This window comes from Pseudomonas sp. Hz4, from assembly GCF_054898165.1.
Genome location: NZ_CM142719.1, coordinates 3,215,740 through 3,235,368 on the forward strand (window position 1 = coordinate 3,215,740; position 19,629 = coordinate 3,235,368).

General features: G+C 56.6%; 17 protein-coding genes. 14 read left to right on the plus strand and 3 right to left on the minus strand.

Annotated features, from left to right (window positions below; translation table 11 throughout):
* The first annotated feature begins 16 nt into the window (after positions 1-16).
* From ACYZTR_RS14565 to ACYZTR_RS14630, 14 genes are all read left to right on the plus strand, one after another.
* The gene (locus ACYZTR_RS14565) at positions 17-631 is read left to right on the plus strand and encodes a glutathione S-transferase family protein (protein WP_461971909.1); all 615 of its coding nucleotides are present in this window, start codon (positions 17-19) and stop codon (positions 629-631) included.
* Positions 632-647: 16 nt separating this feature from the next.
* Positions 648-1,538, plus strand: coding sequence for a LysR family transcriptional regulator (locus ACYZTR_RS14570; protein WP_461971911.1), 891 nt, complete (start codon positions 648-650; stop codon positions 1,536-1,538).
* Positions 1,539-2,130: 592 nt separating this feature from the next.
* Positions 2,131-3,816, plus strand: coding sequence for a DUF1302 domain-containing protein (locus ACYZTR_RS14575; RefSeq protein WP_461971913.1), 1,686 nt, complete (start codon positions 2,131-2,133; stop codon positions 3,814-3,816).
* An 11-nt stretch (positions 3,817-3,827) separates the two neighbouring features.
* A complete protein-coding gene (locus tag ACYZTR_RS14580; protein ID WP_461971915.1) occupies positions 3,828-5,195 on the plus strand; it encodes a DUF1329 domain-containing protein in 1,368 nt (455 codons plus the stop codon).
* Between the two features lie 43 nt (positions 5,196-5,238).
* Positions 5,239-6,354, plus strand: a complete 1,116-nt coding sequence (locus ACYZTR_RS14585) for a WD40/YVTN/BNR-like repeat-containing protein (protein WP_461971917.1) — start codon at positions 5,239-5,241, stop codon at positions 6,352-6,354.
* A gap of 51 nt (positions 6,355-6,405) precedes the next feature.
* Positions 6,406-8,880: an efflux RND transporter permease subunit gene (locus tag ACYZTR_RS14590; protein WP_461971919.1), complete on the plus strand. Its 2,475-nt coding sequence runs from the start codon at positions 6,406-6,408 to the stop codon at positions 8,878-8,880.
* Complete coding sequence (locus ACYZTR_RS14595; protein ID WP_461971921.1) at positions 8,877-10,217, plus strand: MFS transporter; 1,341 nt, start codon at positions 8,877-8,879, stop codon at positions 10,215-10,217. Before ACYZTR_RS14590 ends, ACYZTR_RS14595 begins: the two co-directional genes overlap by 4 nt.
* 145 nt (positions 10,218-10,362) lie before the next feature.
* Positions 10,363-10,836 carry a VOC family protein gene (locus tag ACYZTR_RS14600; protein ID WP_461971923.1) on the plus strand — a complete coding sequence of 158 codons (474 nt, stop codon included), beginning with the start codon at positions 10,363-10,365 and terminating at the stop codon, positions 10,834-10,836.
* 69 nt (positions 10,837-10,905) lie between these two features.
* Entirely contained in the window at positions 10,906-11,430 is a 525-nt protein-coding gene (locus ACYZTR_RS14605; protein ID WP_461971925.1) for a nuclear transport factor 2 family protein, read from the plus strand.
* Between the two features lie 130 nt (positions 11,431-11,560).
* A complete protein-coding gene (locus ACYZTR_RS14610) occupies positions 11,561-11,917 on the plus strand; it encodes a DUF4286 family protein (RefSeq protein ID WP_461971927.1) in 357 nt (118 codons plus the stop codon).
* A 19-nt stretch (positions 11,918-11,936) separates the two neighbouring features.
* Positions 11,937-12,428: a VOC family protein gene (locus tag ACYZTR_RS14615; protein WP_461971929.1), complete on the plus strand. Its 492-nt coding sequence runs from the start codon at positions 11,937-11,939 to the stop codon at positions 12,426-12,428.
* Positions 12,429-12,505: 77 nt separating this feature from the next.
* A complete protein-coding gene (locus ACYZTR_RS14620; protein ID WP_461971930.1) occupies positions 12,506-13,381 on the plus strand; it encodes an SMP-30/gluconolactonase/LRE family protein in 876 nt (291 codons plus the stop codon).
* Positions 13,382-13,865: 484 nt separating this feature from the next.
* Complete coding sequence (locus ACYZTR_RS14625; protein ID WP_461971932.1) at positions 13,866-14,849, plus strand: LysR family transcriptional regulator; 984 nt, start codon at positions 13,866-13,868, stop codon at positions 14,847-14,849.
* On the plus strand, positions 14,846-15,811 hold the full coding sequence (locus tag ACYZTR_RS14630; protein ID WP_461971934.1) for a LysR family transcriptional regulator: 966 nt from the start codon (positions 14,846-14,848) through the stop codon (positions 15,809-15,811). Before ACYZTR_RS14625 ends, ACYZTR_RS14630 begins: the two co-directional genes overlap by 4 nt.
* Before the next feature lie 272 nt (positions 15,812-16,083).
* Here the strand turns inward: ACYZTR_RS14630 and ACYZTR_RS14635 are convergent, their stop codons facing one another.
* The 3 genes from ACYZTR_RS14635 to ACYZTR_RS14645 all read right to left on the minus strand — a co-directional run bounded on the left by ACYZTR_RS14635 (position 16,084) and on the right by ACYZTR_RS14645 (position 19,555).
* Positions 16,084-16,638, minus strand: coding sequence for a nuclear transport factor 2 family protein (locus ACYZTR_RS14635; RefSeq protein ID WP_461971936.1), 555 nt, complete (start codon positions 16,636-16,638; stop codon positions 16,084-16,086).
* An 89-nt stretch (positions 16,639-16,727) separates the two neighbouring features.
* Positions 16,728-17,162: a nuclear transport factor 2 family protein gene (locus ACYZTR_RS14640; RefSeq protein ID WP_461971938.1), complete on the minus strand. Its 435-nt coding sequence runs from the start codon at positions 17,160-17,162 to the stop codon at positions 16,728-16,730.
* A gap of 107 nt (positions 17,163-17,269) precedes the next feature.
* Positions 17,270-19,555: a CocE/NonD family hydrolase gene (locus ACYZTR_RS14645; protein ID WP_461971940.1), complete on the minus strand. Its 2,286-nt coding sequence runs from the start codon at positions 19,553-19,555 to the stop codon at positions 17,270-17,272.
* Positions 19,556-19,629: the final 74 nt, after the last annotated feature.

Below are 19,629 nucleotides of genomic sequence, written 5' to 3' on the forward strand. Positions count from 1 at the left end.
ATTCATGGAGCTTTAAATGAAGCTGTATTTTTTGCCTGGTGCGTGCCAAATCGGCATTCATGCCTTGCTCGCTGAACTCGGTCAGCCGTTCCAGATCGAGAAAGCCGCTCGTCCTGACACTCCGGAGTTCGAGGCTTACACGAAGATTAATCCCAAGGGCAAAGTCCCCGCACTGATTCGCGATGACGGGTCGCTGCTCACAGAATTTCCGGTGATCGCACTTTATCTCGCCCGCATGAATCCTGGGAGGGAACTCATCCCGACGGATATCGAAGGCGAAATTCGTGTGATGGAGATGACCGAATATTTGGTGTCTACCGTGCACATGCAAGGCTACACTCGGGCTCGCCGGCCCGAAAAGTTCGCGCCGAGCGAATCAGACCATGCGGCCGTAAAAGCGCAGGGTCTGAAGATATACCAGGCCGGGCTTGATCGGGCCGAACGACAGATTAACGGCAAAGACTGGCTGTTCGAGAAAATGACCATCGCGGATTTTGCATTGTTCTATCTTGAGCACTGGTGCGTGGTCAACGGGATCGGGTCGCTGGGTCCAAGCTGTCAGGCGCACCACGATCGTCTGTGGTCGAAAGTCGAAATCCGTCGCGCGATCGAGTCCGAACTCATTACTTGATTCTGAGCGCTCCACTATGGACATGCTGTTGAAGCTGAAGGCATTCGTCGTGACCGCCGACACCGGTAACTTCTCAGCCGCCGCGCGCACGTTGTACACCTCACCCTCGGTCATCATGAAGCGGGTCGACGAGCTTGAGTGGGATTTCAAAACCACTTTCTTCGACCGCTCGACCCGGCGATTGACGTTGACCGATACGGGGCAAAGCTACCTGACTCATGCACGCCAACTGCTGCGGTCATACAGCGATATGGCCAGCGGTGCGATTTTGAGCCCTGGCAGCATCGAGGGCCCGATCAGGATCAAGGCCCCAGCGGTTCTTATCCGGCAGGGCCTGGGCAATCTGTTCACCCGTTACCGCGCTGAGCATCCGCTCGTCCAGTTGGAAATCGTCGCGTCTGACCGAGGCGGCAATCCGGCGGAGGAGGGCTTTGATATCTCGGTCGGGATGGATCAAATGGCCTACTCAGACGTTGTAGAGCAAGTCATCCGGCCCTTTCCCCGTGTGATGTGCGCGGCCGCTGCCTATCTCTCGCGATGTGAAGCGTTGCTGCATCCGCGCGACCTGATCCATCACCCCTGTCTTTCGTTTTCCCTCGCCGGTTCCATTTGGGGATTCAACTCGCCAGAGGGGCGCATAGAAGTGGACGTGCGTCCCGTGCTCATCACCAATGATGAAGGCTATTTGTGCGCTGCCGCCCGCGATGGCCAGGGAATTGTTCAACTGGCACTGCCGATCGTTGAGGATGCCTTACAGGCCGGAGAACTTGTGCCAGTGCTTGAAAAATTCTCGTTGGTCGAACGCTGGGTGAAAATCATGGTGCCGGCTGCCAGACTGGAACTGACGCGTGTGAAGCTCCTGTTCGACAAAATGGCGATGCACCTGGCCTCCGACCAAAACGCATAATTCGAAGCAAGATTTGTGGCGAGGGAGCTTGCTCCCGCTGGTCTGCATAGCAGACCCAAAACCTGCGAGTGCGGTATTGCAGAAAACCGCGGTGGCTGATTTTATGACTACTGCGAAGCAGAGCGGGACGGTGCGACGATTCGACGAGCTCCCTCGCTACACGCATTACAAATGCCCATCATTTTTCTAGCGCCTTATTTCCGATCTGAACGCCAATCTGGCGGGCGCAGGCGTGGGCGCTTGCTTCTCCCCCTGAAGAACCAGCGCTCTGACTGAACCATCAGTTTTCTGGCTGCGGTGTAGCGGGTTTTATCATTGTTCAGGCCGAAAAGGGCCTGCATATACTCGGACCAACACGATGCACAGGCACTGAACGAAGATAGAGAAACCGTATTTCAAACCGGGATCTGCCTGTACTTCGATCCGCTCGTGCAATGAATTCAAACCGGTATCACGCAACGCATTGGAGGCATTTTTCTGTAGGTCGCTGGGACTGGCCAGTGTCATGTGACGAGGCAGATCAGCAGTCGGTGTTCACGCGTCAAACAATCTCTAGGTGACAATGATGCAAATAATAAAAATAAGATTTGCAGTGCCGCAAGACGATTTGTACCGCCAAAGCATTCGATCCGTGGTGGTTGCCACTAGTCTGATGGCTGCCGGCTATTCACTGGCCGCGCCGATTGATGTGGGCAATCCCGACATCAAACTGCGCTGGGATAACACGCTCAAGTACTCCGCTGGTATGCGTCTCAAGAACCAGTCTGACACGCTCACCCAGAACGTACCCGCCACTCGGGGTAGCGGAGCTGGTCCCGCCGCGCTCAACGGCGACGACGGCGATCGCAACTTCAAACGCGGCAGGCTCATCTCAAATCGATTCGATTTGTTGTCCGAAATGGACCTGGTCTTTCGCGACGATTTCGGCTTCCGTGTGAGCGGGGCTGCCTGGTACGACGACGTCTACAACCACAAGAACGACAACGACTCGCCGGCGACCAACAACTCGCTGTCGGTGCCGCACAACGAATTTACCGATGACACCCGGGATCTGCACGGCCGCAAGGCCGAGATTCTCGACGCTTTCGTCTTTGGTGGCGCGGACGTTGGCACAGCCCGCGTGAGCGGCCGCTTGGGCCAGCACACGGTGCTCTGGGGCGAGAGCCTGTTCTTCGGCTCCAACGCCATTGCCGGAACCCAGTCTCCGGTGGATGCGGTCAAGGCATCCTCGGTACCAGGATCGACCACCAAAGAAATCATCAGGCCGGTGGGTCAGTTCTCGGGCCAAATCCAGTTTTCACCGGCGCTGACCCTGATTGGTTATTACCAATACGACTGGGAGGCTACCCGCCTGCCCGCAGCCGGCAGCTACTTTTCGGCCGCGGACTTCATCGGCGATGGTGGCGAACGCATTCGCGTCGCGCCCGGAGTACCAGGCAATGGTTTGGCGCGCAGAAAAGATATCAAAGGCAGCGATAAAGGCCAGTATGGTCTTGGCTTGCGCTCTCAGTTGGGCGAGTGGGAATTTGGCCTCTATGCGATCCGTTACCACGCCAAGACGCCTGTGGTTTATTCCCGAGCGCCTGCGCCGACCGGCATCCCCGGTGCCGGGCTGGGGAGCTACCAGTTTGTTTATCCGGAGGGCATTAAGGCGTTCGGTGTCAGTGCCACCACTACCGTGGGTGCGGTCAACTACGCCGGTGAGCTCTCTGTGCGTCGCGACACGCCGCTGACCAGCCTCCCGCAGAACGTAGGGCGTGCTGAGGCGGACAACAACAACCACGCGTTTTATGCCATCGGCAATTCGGCCCATGCCAACTTGTCCATGATTTGGACTATGCCGCGTAACTTCCTGTCCGAAGAACCTAGTTTCACTATGGAAGTGGCCTATAACCAGCTGACCAGTTGCACAAGCAACTGCAATGCCATGGATCCAGGCCTGGACCGCCGCGCTGCAGCGGTGCGTGCAGCATTTGCTGCGCCGCAGCGCAACGTCTTGGACGGCCTGGACCTTACGCCCTCCATCAACGTGGGCTACAACCACGGCAAGTCGCCAGTGGTGCTGATGGGGCCTAACAATGGCGGGGACATGACTTTTACGCTGGCAGGCAACTATCTGACCGTGTGGGACTTTTCGCTGGCTTATACCCACTATTACGGCGGAGAAAACACTGCCACGTATGCGTCCACCGATCCCAACGTCAACGGCACGTTCACCTTCGACCAGACCCTGAAAGATCGGGACTTCGTTTCAGTGTCGCTGCGTCGCACCTTCTAAGGGAAAATCACATGACTATTTTCACTCGCATGACCCTGCTTGCCCTGGCGTGCGCCGCATTGACGGCGCCCACGGTCCAGGCCGCTGTTTCAGCCGATGAAGCGGCCAAGCTCAAGACCACACTTTCACCGCTGGGCGCAGAGCGCGCTGGCAACAAGGATGGCACCATTCCGCCATGGGAGGGAGGCTACCCGGTCGATGCTTCGAAAACCTCGCCGGCGATTGCGGACCTGTTCGCCAAGGACAAGCCCCTGCTGACCATCACGGCGCAGAACGCAGACCAGTACAAAGACAAGCTGACCGAAGGCACGATGGGCCTGCTCAAGCGGTTCCCGAACTTCAACGTTCAGGTATTTCCGACTCGACGCACCGCAGCAGCACCGCAATGGGTCTATGACAATACCTTCGCGAATGCTACTCGGGCGACAATGGACCCGAGTGGCGAACTCGGTCCTTTCCCAAAGGGCACCTTCGGCGGCACACCGTTCCCAATACCGAAGAACGGCGAAGAAGCGATCTGGAACCATCTGCTGAGATGGACGAGCCCTGGCTACCAGACCACGCCTAGCCTGGCGCGCGTCACCCCTGAGGGCAAAGTAATCCCGGTCTCGCAGAACGTGGCCAAGAGTTCGTTTCCGTACTATGACCCGAACAGCAACCTGGAAAAATGGGAAGCCGCTGGTTCCAACATGGTGGTTCGCCGTGTAGACACTTCCGGTCCGCCGATCCGCGCGGGAGAGATTCTCCTTCAGCGCGTGAACATCAACGACATCGAGTCAAAAACCTGGGTGTACCTGACTGGCCAGCGGCGTGTTCGCCGTCTGCCACTGACCTGTTGCGACGTTCCCAGCCCGGTGGCGGGCGGCATTCTCAATTTCGACGAGGTTGAGGTTTACTCATCCTCCATCGGCCGTTACGACTGGAAACTGGTGGGCAAGCGCGAAATGTACGTGCCGTACAACACCAACAGTTACCACCAGGCGGCATCGCTCGACCAGCTCATGCAAGCACAGACCGTGAATCCTGATTTCGTGCGCTTCGAGCAGCATCGGGTCTGGGTGGTAGAAGGCACGCTCAAGCAAGGCCAGCGTCATGTGATTCCGCGCTTGCGTGTGTACCTTGATGAAGACACCTGGATCGCTGTGGCTGGCGAACGTTGGGACGCTCAGGGGCAACTCTGGAAGGTGACTTATAACCTGCCAACCGTGTTCCCAGCCGCGCCGGGCACCATCGTGGCGGGCTATATGTCCTACGACCTGATCGGCGGGGGCTACTTCGCTTCAGCTTACTTCCCCCGTGAACGACAAGTTGACCTGAAAGCTTCATTGCCAGACCGCCTCTTCACCCCCGAATCGCTCGCTGGAGAAGGCGTACGTTAGAACTGTATCTCGCTTGAACAATGAATCTGATGAGATAACCAGTATGAATAACAAGAATAACAATGAAGGCTTCGACGGGTCGCGTCGGCGGCTGTTGGTGGTGGGGATGGGGTTGGGTCTGCAGGTATTGCTGGCCCCCACCATGGCAGCGTCCACCGTAGCGTTTGCCTCGGCAGCCATGCCCGGGCCGCTGCGCCAACCTGCCACGATGACGCCCCGAGCTGCACAAGCTGTGCTGACCCGGGTGGTTCTGGCCGGTGATCGTTTGGTGGCGATGGGCGAGCGCGGCATGGTCGTGCTGTCTGACGACGGTGGGCGACAGTGGCGCCAGGCGCGCGTGCCGGTCAGTGTGACCCTAACCTCCGCGAGCTTCGCCGATGCCCGTCAAGGTTGGATCGCCGGCCACAGTGGTGTGGTGTTGCACACCACTGACGGTGGCGAAAACTGGTCGCTACAGACGGATGGGGTGGCGCTCGCCAAGGCAGGCCTCGCTCAGGCGCTGGGCTTGCCTGACACCGATGCGGACCGTGAACATCGCATCCAGGACGCCCGGCGTCTGGTGGATGACGGCGCCGATAAGCCCTTGTTATCGATTTGCTTTGCCGACGCCCGGCGCGGGTTGGTTGTGGGCGCATTCGGCTTGGCAGCCACCACTGACGACGGTGGCAAGACATGGATTCCCTGTCGGAACCGCCTGCCCAATCCCATGAGCCTGCATCTGTACGCAGTTGCCCACCATGACAAAACCTGGGTGATTGCGGGGGAGCAGGGCGTGCTGATGCGCAGCAGCGACGACGGCGCCAGCTTCGAATCGCTGGCTTCGCCTTCCGAGCGGACCTTGTTCGCTGCGACTGCCACTCGTGGTGGTGGTTTTGTGTTCGCCGGTTTGTTGGGGGCTGCGTGCCGCATCGATCCGCACAGCACAGCCGTCACCTCAATCGAGCTGTCGGCACCGTTGACGATTCTGTCTTGTGTCGAACTACGCGATGGCCGAGTGATGCTGCTGGCGCAGGGCGGACGAGTCCTTGCAAGCCGCGACGGTGGTGTTCACTTCAGCGAGCAGCAACTTCCCCGACGTGCTCCTCTGACCTCGCTGGTTGAAGCTGCAGACGGCGGTCTGGTTGCCACCAGCATGGGCGGAGTTGCCCGGCTTGGCTGACGACACCCAACAGCACGATCACCCGACGCGCCCTACAACGAGTCCAACGACATGACCATTGTGACACCTACCGAGACCGCGGCTTGCCGGCTCGAAGACTTTGATCCGCGCTCGGGCTCCCGGCTCGAACGCGCCGTTTTCAACCATCGTATTCTGGTCCTGCTGCTGTGCGTGCTGGTCACGATCCTGCTCGGCGTCAGCGCCTTGAGCCTGAAGCTTAATGCCAGCTTCGAAAAGACCATTCCAACCAACCACCCGTACATCACGAACTACCTGGACAACAAGAAAGAACTCTCCGGCCTGGGTAACTCGGTGCGGATTGCAGTGGAAGCACGCAAGGGCGATATCTACACCGCGAGCTATCTGGAGACGCTGCGCCAGATCAACGACGACGTGTTCATTTTGCAGGGCGTGGACCGGGCGTTCATGAAGTCACTGTGGACACCCAATGTTCGCTGGACTGCGGTGACCGAGGATGGGCTGGACGGCGGTCAGGTTATCCCCGCGCGCTATGACGGTTCGCCTGCCAAGCTCGAGGAGCTGCGCATGAACGTGCAGCGTTCGGGCGAAATCGGCCAATTGGTGGCGGCCAATGGCGGCTCCACCATCCTCCAGGTGCCTTTGCTGGAGCACGATGCTGCCGGCAACCCGCTGGACTACTCGGCACTGTCCGCACAGTTGGAACAGCTGCGCGCCAAGTACAGCAGTGACGAGGTGGCCGTTCATATCACGGGCTTTGCCAAGCTGTCCGGCGACCTCATGGACGGCATGCAGGAGGTGATAGGGTTTTTCTTCATCGCGTTGGTCATCTGTGCCGCGATGGTGTTCTTGTACAACCGCGACGTCATCAGCACCGCGTTGGTGGTGATCACCTCCGTGACCGGCGTGCTGTGGCAGCTAGGCCTGCTGCCGCTGCTGGGGTATTCGCTGAACCCTTATACGATGCTGGTGCCTTTCCTGATTTTCGCCATCGGCATCAGCCATGGCGCCCAGAAAATGAATGGCATCCTGCAGGATATCGGGCGCGGGACGCATCGCTATGTGGCAGCCCGCTTCACCTTCAGGCGCCTGTTCCTGGCCGGCCTGACCGCGCTATTGGCTGACGCAGTTGGCTTTGCGGTACTGCTGATGATCGACATTCCGGTCATCCGAGAACTGGCGATCGCCGCCAGCCTTGGTGTGCTGGTGCTGGTGATTTCCAACCTGATCCTGTTGCCCGTGCTCTTGAGCTTCGTGGGTGTGAGCCGCCAAGCAGCCGAAAGGGCAGTGCGCCGGGAATCGGCCAACGCAGCCGGGGAGAGCAGTGCGTTCTTTATCTGGCTGGTGCGCTTCACCGAGGGACGACGTGCCACCGTGGCGATCGCTACGGCGATGGTTTTGGCGGTGGTGGGCGTCGCCGTCGGCACCCAACTGAAGGTCGGCGACCTCGATCCCGGCGCTCCGGAATTGCAAGCCGACTCGCGTTACAACCGCGACGTGACCTACCTCACGAATAACTACGGTGCCAGCAACGACCTCTTTGCGATCATGGTCAAGACATCCGAGGGCAATTGCAGTCAGTACGATGTGCTGCGCCGGGTCGACCAGCTCGAATGGGAGCTGATGGATCTGCCCGGTGTCGAGTCCACTCAGTCGATTGCGCGGCTGCAACGGCGCCTCATGGTGGGTATGAATGAGGGCAGTCCGCTGTGGTACGACTTGTCGAGCAACCAGAGCATGCTCAACACCATCACCGCTCGAGCGCCGCGTGAACTGTACAACGAAGAATGCAATCTGCTGACGGTGTACGCCTATCTGCGTGATCACCGCGCCGAGACCCTGCAGCAGGTAGTCGACCTGGTCGAGCGCTTCGCCGAGAAAAACAATGATAAGGACGCCACCTTCCTGTTGGCAGCCGGCTCGGCGGGGATCGACGCGACCACCAACATCGTGGTTCACAAAGCTTGGTACCAGATGTTGTTCATGGTTTACGGGGCGGTGGCACTGCTGTGCTTCATCACCTTCCGCTCATGGCGGGCGGTGTTGGTGGCCATGCTGCCGCTGATGCTCACTTCCATTTTGGCCGAGGCCTTAATGGTATGGCTGGGGATGGGCGTTAAGGTCGCAACCCTGCCAGTGATTGCGCTTGGCGTGGGCATCGGGGTGGATTACGCGCTGTATGTGCTGAGCGTGACCCTGGCACGCATGCGTGCAGGCGCTACGTTGAAACAGGCCTACGCCAACGCTTTGCAGTTCACTGGCCGGGTGGTGCTGCTTACCGGTGTGACCCTGGCGGCAGCGGTCGCGACCTGGCATTTCTCCAGCATCAAATTCCAGGCTGACATGGGCTTGCTGCTGGCGTTCATGTTCTTGTGGAACATGCTCGGTGCGTTGGTACTGATACCTGCCCTGGCGCGTTTTCTACTGCCCGGTGCACGTCAAGGGTCAATTGCTGAGACCACTGATGACGCAGCCCAGGCTCAAGGATTAGCTTCCATTCCCCCCGGTCCTACTGACAAATTGGTGTACGAGAGATGCATGCCATGACTCATTTAATGAGCGCGCCAATAGCGGGCAGACCTCAGGTCAACGTCACGCAAGTCATTGAAGGTGGCAAATTCAATTCGTTCAGCTTGCAAGTGGCGCTGATCTGCTTTCTGGCGATTGTGTTTGACGGTATCGATAGCGCGCTCTTCGGCACGCTACTTCCAGCCATCATGGCCGATATGAAAATGGGCCCTGCCGAGGCCGGAATCCTGGCCAGCGTTGGGCACATCGGCGCTGTGGGCGGCGCGATCATTTTTGGCGTGGCGGCTGATGCGATTGGCCGCAAGCGGATGATGCTCATCGGAATGACGATCTTCATCATATTCACTGCAGCCTGCGGCCTGGCCCAGGGAATCGTCGATTTTGCTATCTACCGCTTTATCGCTGGTTTTGGTCTGGCCGGCATCGTGCCGATTGCTGTGGCGCTGGTTTTCGAATACACACCCGGCAAGTGGAAAGCGATGGCTTCCAGTGTGTCCTATACGGGCATCTCGGTGGGCGTGCTGTTCTCAGCGTTGCTGTCGATTGCTTTACTGTCCACCGTCGGATGGAGGGCGATATTGCTCGGAACCATCGTTTGCATCGTCTTGGTGCCCATCGCTTTCGTATGGTTGCCGGAGTCGATGTCGATTCTGGTGAAAAAGGGCAATAGTGAAAGCATCCGCAAGATCCTGGTGAAGGTAGACCCGCAGTTTGCTCGCGCTATCAACGACGAATACATTCTGCCAGAGCCACCGGCCGCCAAGGTGCCTCTGAAACGCCTGTTCCAAGGTGAATACGCGCGCAACACAGTGTTTTTAGGGGTGGGCATGCTCTGCATCATGATGGTTGCAGTCACCCTGACGACCTGGATTGCGCAGTTGATGGTTCAGCGTGGCTATTCGATAACCACAGGGGTGACGTTTATCCTGGTATTCACCTGCAGCAATTTCATCTCAACTCCGTTGGCCGGATGGATGGCTGACAGGATCGGTTACAAGAAAGTGTTCGCCATCTACATGCCGATTTTATTCATTTCGATCTCAGTGATTGGTGTCATTCAGGACCCAGTTGCCGCATTGATCTGCATGTTTTTTGCCGGATTCACCGCCATGGGCGCCACCTGCATTTTATTACCCTACGTCGGGTCGCTATACCCCATGAGCTTTCGTTCATCGGCGATGGGGGTGATTTACGCCATTGGCCGGGTCGGACCGATTATTGGCCCTGCAATCGCCGGCTTCATGCTTGCCGCAGGCGTCAGTGTGCCGATTATCCTTGTTTGCATGGCAGCCCCTGCTTTGGTGGCGCTTAGCGCTTTTTTGCTGGTGAAAGAGAGTTCGCTGCAAAGTATTTAGCGGCCATTGCTTTGCAGATTTAATACTGGTTTGCGCGCGCCATTCTCGTTAATTGCATAACGCAGGGTTCGAACTCGGCTATTTAGTATTCGATGTATCAAGTAATCGCAATATTTTGTCCCATAACTGAAATAAAGGAAAACCCATGGATCGCTATATCAACCGTTTGTTTCACGTCTGCATCACTGTCGCTGATATTGATGCCGCACTTGAGTTTTACTGTGGCGTGCTCGGGCTTGAATCTATAGGCAAACTGCGTAACGAAAGGGCGCCCGGCGAAATTCTCGGCTTTCCTAATCAAACCATTGAAATCCATGCCGACCACCTCGTCGGCAAGGACAAGGAAAACGCGACCGTTATCGATCTGATCGAGTTCGTGTCACCTAAAACAGTCGTCAGTACGACACCGTCCGCTCCCCTGAATCATGCCGGTATCAACCGCATGGCGTTTGGCGTAGACAGTACTGATGCCATCCATGAAAAATTAAAGGCGCGTGGCGACATCGTTTTCCTTTGCGAGCCACAAGTCGTGATCGCTCCTACTGGCGGGAAATTTAAAATCTTGACGTTCAAAGACCCCTTTGACAACATCTTGGAAGTCATTGAGTACTGCAAGTAATTAGTGGTTTTGTATAAAAAAAGCCATTGGGATGCGGTTTTTTTACTCTGACAAACCGGAGAGTTTTAAATGAGTATTACACAAGATAAATCTGAAATTATTGAAGTCATCAACCTCTACGGTGTAGCGCTCGACAGCCACGCCTGGGACTTGCTGGATGACGTGTTTACCGAGGATGCCCATGCCGACTTCGGCCCAGCGGGGGCGGTTTGGAAGTCTGTCGGTGCGCTGAAGTTCGCTTTCAAGGACTTTCACGAAACGCTGACCAATCACATGCACACCATGATGGGTTCTTGCGTTCACGTTGACGGTGACACGGCCTATGCACTGACGTACGGCGACTGGTTGCTTTCGCGCGACTCAGCCGTGGGCGGTCCCGACTGGGTTGGTCGTGGCTGGTACGACGATGTACTTGTGCGTACTGACAAGGGCTGGCGCATTAGCAGTCGTGTTTGCCGACTGATTTCCTGGACAGGCAATCCGCTTGTTCCCGAACCCGCGTTCGAACAGCACCCGGTGATGACTACCCATACGCTGCGTAGTCACCGCGAAGAAGGGAAAATCAAATACTTTGAGGCAATCGCCAGAAAGTAAACAACCAGAGCCAACAGCGATGCGGTGACCACTTCCAGTTTTCGGGCGGAAGTGGTCTGTGGGCTCTTTTGCCTGAATTTCCATGTTCTCGTCATTAACAAGATCCACAGTTCATATGGGAAATTTAAAAATGAGTGATCAGACAGTTATTTGGACAGTGGGCATTAATTGCCCAGCTGAAGATGAAGATAAATTCAATACCTGGTACGACAATGTGCACGTGCCAATGTTGTTGAAGGGCGATAGTGTCAAGAAAGTTACTCGCTTCAAGCTGGCTGAAGAAACGTATCACGTGGGTACTACCACCCAGGTGTGCCCAACGTATCTGACCATCTATGAATTTGAGAATCAGGCTAAATTTGAAGCGTGGATGAATGGCGCCTCGCGCGCTGAAGCCGGCGACGACAAAACAAAAACCTGGGGCGATAAAGTCTACGACGTTCAATGGGCAACACGTTACAACCTCACCAACGCCTGGAATGTCTAATTAGGGAAGGTATACCGCTATGAACGCATTAGTTAAAAAACTCCTGCATGTTTGTATCACCGTGCCAGACGTGGATCAGGCCCTCAAATTTTACCGTGATGTGCTTGGTTTTGTTTCCACGTTTGAAACAAGAACCGACGAGGCGGACGGACCGCTGCTGGGCTTTGAACAGGAAGAAATCAGTATTTATGCGCACCACATTCTGACAGTAGGCGCAGATCCCAAGCACGCCACTGAAATCAACCTGATTGAGTATACCAACCCGCCCACCATCATCGGTGATGGTCCTTACGACCTGATGAACCAGGTAGGGATTACTCGATTGGCACTTCTTGTCGAAAATGCCAGGGAAGCCTTCGATAAAATCAGTGTCTATGAAGGTATTGAAATTGTTTGTGAGCCGAAAGACATCATTATCCGCAAGCCTGGCGGAAATCTCACGATGACTTGGTTCAGTTTTAAGGATCCGTACGGCGTTTTTATCACCATTGCCGAACCGCCAAAGGCCTAAGCACGGTGCAGTTCAACGTTGCGATTCAGAGTGGGTCGCATCGCCCCGTTCCAGTTCAATAGAATCCAGGAGATAACATGCAGATCGATGTTCTGGTCGATGTGAAGACGACCATCGGTGAAGGCCCTGTATGGGATGTGCAGGAGCAGCGCTTGTACTGGATCGATGTTGTCGGCTGTCGCGTTTTTCGCTGCACGGCTGATGGACGCGAGGTTCGTTCATGGGACATGCCCGACACAATCGGCTCCATGGCGCTGCGACGCGATGGCGGTGCCATCGTAGCGCTGGGCTCAGGGTTTCACTTCCTCGACTTCAACACCGGCGAGACGCAGCTGATCGTTAACCCTGAGGGTGACAAACCACACAATCGGTTAAACGATGGCAAGGTTGATGCGCGTGGACGCTTCATCGTTGGCAGTATGGACACCCGAGAGGGCTTCGCGGACGGTACGCTGTTTCGCGTCGACCCAGACTTGTCGGTGCACACGCTCGACGCGGGGTTTGCGATCTCCAATGGACCCTGCTGGAGTCCCGACGGGTCGACGTTCTATTTCTCGGACACTTTCTCCGGCGAAATTTGGGCCTATGACTACGACCTCGAAACTGGAGGCATTGCGAACCGGCGCACTTTTACCAAAGCGGGCTTCACGCCTACAACAGCGACCGATGGCTCAACCGTCGATGCCGAAGGATTCCTCTGGAACGCCCAGGTCTACGCCGGCAAGCTGTGCCGCTTCGCGCCTGATGGCAACCTTGATCGTGTTATCGAGATGCCGGTCAAGAAAGTCACCAGTGTCAATTTTGGCGGGCCGGACTTGGACACGCTTTTTGTCACGTCGATGGCCAAACCTCCCTTGCCTCGCTATCCCGGTGACGGCGTGATGCGCGGTAGTGTTTTCGCAATTCGTGGCCTGGGCGTGAAAGGGCTGCCCGAACCCCGCTTTGGTGGCTAACCTGGTCTTGCCGCGCTTCTCGATGTCGAGCGGCGCGGCGCTAGCGCTGCTGGATATTGCCGACCTGTCGCAAACGTGCAGGCTGGTTAAGAAGGGAAGAAGAGTCGCAGTTCGTAACCGGCCAATTGCTGGCCGTCGACGGCGGCATGATGAAAGTCAGTTAAAGGGCGTTCCCGCCGTAACAGTGACGACCCGAAATCTTTATCTCTACGCTGACAAAGACTAAGCGGCGCGTAAGCAAACTCATCTCCCGGGTCTACTGAACCCAGTCGGCATGTCGAGCCTTTTTTCGGCCATCCTCTCAAGGCACGCAATGCGCCACGCCAGCAGAAGGCTAGTGAGCGGTGCACTGGTAAGCCATTCCCGATATGGATAGAGTACGAGCTTCCTGCGGCTTTTCTAATTCCGCTTGGCAAAAAAGAATAAGAGACAATCCAGCGCATGACACTCTACGAACCCGCTCGGCCGGAGCAATAGTCACCTCATGCTCCCGAAACTGATGCACATCCGCATGTTTGTTGCCGTGTACGAGGAAGGTTCCTTCACCGTCGCAGCCAGTCGCGAAGGGCTGGGGCAGTCCGGCATTTCCGCGCACGTGCGACAGTTGGAAACTCAATTGGGCGTGCAACTTTTCGCGCGCGACCGCGCGATCGTCCCCACGCCGGCCGGCCATGCTTATTATCGGCAATGCGTGCAACTGCTGCGCCTACACGAGAGCGCATGCAGCGCGATCGGCCGCCGCGCGGAGCCGTCCAGCGGCGCGCTACGGATCGGCATGATCCCAACTATGACCCGCTCGGTATTCAGCCGGGCGCTGCGAGCGTTCGAAACGGCTTATCCCAGTGTTTCCGTGCATCTGACTGAAGGTGCCGGCAGCGTGATAGCGACCGCGGTGCGCCGCGGAATGTTGGATTTCGCCATCACGCAGCGTATGTCAAACGACGGTGGCGGGGCGCTAGGGCTGAACACATCGTTATTCACACGAACACCGGCGTTTCTGGTTTCCTCACCTGACTCCGGTTTGCCCCATTGCGAGCCCGTTCGCCTGAGCAACATCAAGGACTTGCACCTGATACTGCCTGTCGGGCGACGGCCGCTGCTGGAACAGTACCTGATTGACCACAAGGTCCAAATCGTGCAGCGGCTGAACATGTTCGAGTCCATGCTGGGCGCAATGGACCTGGTGCGCTCCAGCCACTGGGCGGCGATTATTTCCGGGCTGTTCATCGCCGACGATTTGCGGCGCCGACGCTTTACACTCAATCCACTGGCCGATCCAATTCTCTGGGACGATTTGCTACTGGTAGAGCCGGCGCGCAAGCCCCTGTCCAGGGAGGCTCAGAATTTCATCGAGTTGTTGAGAAAGGCCACTGAAGACGTCAACGCTATCCCGATCCGCATCGCTCATGGCGAGCATTTGTCTAGCCTCAGCCAGGCTTTCGCCGTCAATGAGCGAGGCGCGCCATGAATGATGTGTTGCCCGGTCTACGGGAGATGCAAATGTTCGTGGCGGTGTATGAGACACGATCGTTCACCGCTGCGGCAGCACGTGAATTCGCCACCCAGTCAGGCATATCTCAGCACATCAAGCAGATTGAAGAATTGCTGGGCGTGCAATTGTTCGACCGGCAGAAAACGGTGGAGCCCACAGCGGCGGGGACCTTGTTTTACCAGCATTGTCTTGAGGTGCTGGCTGCTAACGCCAAGGCCCTGCTGGCAATTGACACTTTAGAGTGCGGCCTTTCCGGCGAAGTCCGATTCGGAGTCACGCCCACGCTGGCGACCCATCAGCTCGCGCCGGCCTATCTGCGCCTGATGGCGCAGAACCCTAACGCCTCTATCGCTGTGATTGACGCCCCCAGTAACATGCTGATCGACATGGTGCGGGCCAATGAACTCGACTTTGCAATCATCCCCTCTATTTTGCAGCCGCCCCCGGATCTGGTCACGACGGTATTTGCTGCCACGCCCGCATTTCTGGTCTCGTCAATCACCCACGCCAGCGGCTTCGAGCATGGGGAAGTCATTGAGCTCGACAAACTAGCGGGTCTCAAGCTTCTGGCCCCTGATAGCCGCGAGCATGCCCAGTGGATCGGTTCGCAGCTGGATGCGCCTTTGAACCCCGGCCCCTATTATCAGCTCGACGCAGTGCTGGCGACGCTGGACCTGATCAGGCAAAGCGAGTGGATGGCCATTCTTCCTGGCCTATTGTTCGTTCACGATCTTAGCGCAGATCCTTCAGAACGGGACTTCAGGCTTAACCCGTTTTCGGGTTCCGGCCTGACGCTGGAACTTCTGCTGGTGCAGCCGTCTCGGCCAACTCCCGCACCGTTGATGTTAGCAGCCATCCACGCCATCCAACAGGTAACCAAAGAGCACATCCAGCTGGTGAGCACCTTCCAGTCGGACGATAAGACAGGCGCTGGCTGACGTAGCCTTCCCAACTTAGTTTCCGATCGCGCGCGGTATGGGAAGTGTCGGCAGCCATTCAGCGTGCGGAACACATGCAGGCAGACATTCGCTTGTAAGGGCAAAGCAGTGTCGTCCCCACAGCTCAAGATAGAAGCACCTCCTATCCACATAGGAGAGCATCGAAGGGAAGGGCATATGGCAGAGCCAGAAAAGTCGCCGTCAGTAGTATCTTCTGGTGCCCTTTCTTAGGAAGGTGTCCAGAGGGGCACTGCCCCTCCGGCGATCGTAGGTCAGGCGTCTGTGAGTGATTTTTCTGCAATCGGGGTGCCAGAAAAACCTGCCACTTTTCGCAGTACGCGATCAGTTCCGTCGCGCGGGCTTCCCGAAGCGTCTGGATGGTCGTCGAACCAGTTCCCATTAGGGTACCGGTACATCAAGTCGACCATAAGGCGGCGCTCGGCGATTAACCAACCACCGTCGCGGCGTTCAAATCTGTCGAAGTAGCGTGCCCATAATTTAACCGTGTCGCCGTTCCAATGATGACGCTCTGAAGCTGCATGATCCGCTTGTAGATACGTCTCAACATACGCAATGTCCGGGCCATCGAATTCGATCAGACTGTTCCCCAGAAAATGCTGGGTTTTATTAAAGCGTGGCATTTCATCAGTTAAAAATTGGAAAAATCCCTCGGCCCCGCCGACGTGAAGGCTTTCGGGGAAATGTATATAGGCGTCTTTGTGAAAAGCGCCGCGGACCAACGACATATCAATACGGTCGAGGCCACGGCAATAGCGCAGCAGAACATCATGTATTTCAGTGCGCGCGACGAGTTCTTCGAGAGTCATAAGGTTTCCTTTAATATTTAATTAAATGATGTTCTTCACTTTGTGTTTGGGAACAGCTTTGACGTAGCCAGTCGCTGATGTTGCTCGTTTCAATTATCGCTTTCGCCCGACCCGCCAGCCATGAAGGGGAAGGGATCGGAATAAAATGGACGAATCTCGCAAATTAAACGGCCTCTGAAACGGATCATCTCGGCTACCTGCGGAGGTGGTCCCTTATGCCCTTCAAGTAAAAACTCGACAATTTCTACCGCATGGTCGTCGCTTATGCTGGTGCCTATAAATGTAAGACCCTCAACCTTAGCCGCCCGCCTCACGCGCGGGATCAGCTCGAGAAAAGCGTCTTTTCCGCGGTAGGTGCCGCCGAACGGCATGAATGAAGGAATGGTGATAACGAAGTCATCGGTCAACAGTTCCCGCGCTGCTGCATGATTTCCGGCTCCATTCAGAGCGTAATGCTGGCGAAGTATTGCTAGCTTCTCTGCGGTCGTTACGATTTCCGCATCTTTAATTTCTTCACGACTCATAACAATTTCCTTAAAGTAAGACTCTGTTACTAGACTCGGAGCAACCGTACAAAGCCGATAAACAGATGTCAGAACTGCAGCGGGATGCACAGGCCTCCGCAAGAACCCTAGATCGAGGCGTTATATGCTTTCGCCGGAACGATCGGCAATTGGATAAAGCCCGGGCGATCTGGACCTGTGTAGATCGTGTTCCGCGCGCCGTCGTGGTACTTAGCCTCATAGCCGTGCCGGGGTCCGTGATCGACCCCGTCGAAGGGCTGAATGTCCACGCGCAGACGGTAGCCCTTGCGGATCAACGCTGTGTTGGGAATGATCTCGATCTCAACCGGTACCACTTCGCCGTTTTCAAGCGGTGCATAGTCGGCTTCGCGGTGCGTGTGCTTGACCGTGTAGTGGGTCGAACGCGATGCATCAATCTTGCGATGCGAGGTCTTTAACCAGCCCTTAGCGAGGGGGTAATTGGGTACGTTCATGCCCATCGTGGTCGGGCCGGCGTAGTCGACTTCCTGGCCGTTTTCATCGAGGACACGCAGGCTAAGGTAGATGTCCATGTCCTCGCTGGTGGACGACACCCATAGCTTGGCTTTGCCATAACCGGCGAACACCATGTCTTCTTCCACCGGCCCACTGATGAACGAAATGCCCGTCCGCCATATTTCCAGCACGGATGGCGGTTTGACGGGCAGAAAGCAGGGCGGCATGCCCGTGCGCAGTTCCAACGGGATTTCTGCGGAATAGGTTGCCTGGCCATCGAGGGCCGGCGGTGTCACCGACAGACGCAGAAAGTCATCACGACACTCGTCGCCTGGCCAATCCGATGGCGTGGTATCGAAGAACCATCGGGGGTAGGTGGTCCTTGCGATCGGCCACTCATTTTCTTCCTGAATATAGGAGGCGCCATTGCCGCTGCGAATCTCCAGGCGCACCGGTGCCTTGTCCATGATGCCGTTGTCGATACCTTTCAGCCAATGGTCGAAGAAAGCCCGATGATCGGCGATAGCGGTTCGTGAATAAGGTTTGGTGAACCAGTCTTCCCAGAAGTCGATCTTCTTGGAGGCCGTGTTGGTGGCGAGATACGCCTCACTGCTGCCGAGCTGATGGAAGTGCGCCATGTGGGTGGTGCAGGCAATGGCCCAGAGCGGTACCTTCACCTTGCTCATGTCCGGACTCATCAAGATTGTCGATCTGGGTCCGAACGCTGCGGTGGTGTCAGAGTCCCTAAAAGTGGCCTTTTTGAGCATCCCGATAAAGTCGACCGCATTGGGTTCGCCGCACACGGCAGCAAGAACGCCAGCTCTATACCAGTGGGTGAAAAATTCTTCATTGAGGATGCCGCCGGTATAAGCCACCTCATCGTACAGATCAACATCGGTGCCAATGGCGATCATGGCTTTCAGATGCCGCGGTTCAAGGCTGGCTGCCGCGTGTTGGCTCATGGCGTAGTACGACATGCCCCACAGCCCGACATTACCGTTACACCAGTGCTGCACGCCCGCCCAATCAATCGCATCGCGAAATGCCTCGGCCGTTTCGATACCAAACGGCGCGAGTGTTCCTGGATTTTTGCCCGAGCCGGGGCCATCTACACGCACCAGCACATAGTCGTGTGGAACCCAATCTACCGTGTTGGCTGTCTCGTGATTCTCAAACACTTGTCCTTCAGGATTGCCGTGGAAGTAACGCTCCTCCATCTCTTCATGGGCCTCAAACGCGGCATCGTCTGCGATCGAGTGATGATAGAACGCCCGACCATAGGGCCCGCAGTTCATGATGACCGGGAACTTGCCTTCCTTTGCCGGGCGGAAGACATCCGCGTACACGAACAGACCGTTTTGCAGTGGAATCTTGACGTCTTTGAAACGCAGAATATCCAGAATATTGCGGCGCACTTCATTGCGAGCAGTCGCCGCGGAACATAGCAGGCGCGGCGTGCGATCAGTAAAGACGCCAGCTGCCGAAAGCTCGGCGAGCAGCGCGGCGATCAAGGGGTCTTGGTCAAACTCAAGAACGGGATTCAGCGCAAGGCCGGCAAAGGAAATATCGTGGCGGAAGTTGATTCGATAGTTGCCGATGATGTCGTGCACGGCGGAGTCGATGATGATGCCACCGTCCAGATTTCCGTCACGGTCGAGCGAGCACAAAAACCGTGCAATGTTGGTCAGCCCCGCATCAAGCAATTTGTTGATATTGCCGTCCACGCGACTGACTATTTCCGCCAGATTGATGCGTGGTGCGCCAAGGGCAGATCCTATCGCCGTCTTCCCGACCAGAAAAGCGATCCGCTCGCCCTCGCGGTACTGGAATTCACCCTTTTCGTTCGTCAGCCCACTGAGGGTAGGGGTCTGATATTTGAGGCCAGCAACTGGCCCGGAAAAAGTGCCTGTCTGCAGCATGTTGAAATCCTTCTAGAAGTCTGCCAACCCATAAGTCGTGATCGCGATGACAGCCAAAAAAACCAGGCGTCGTC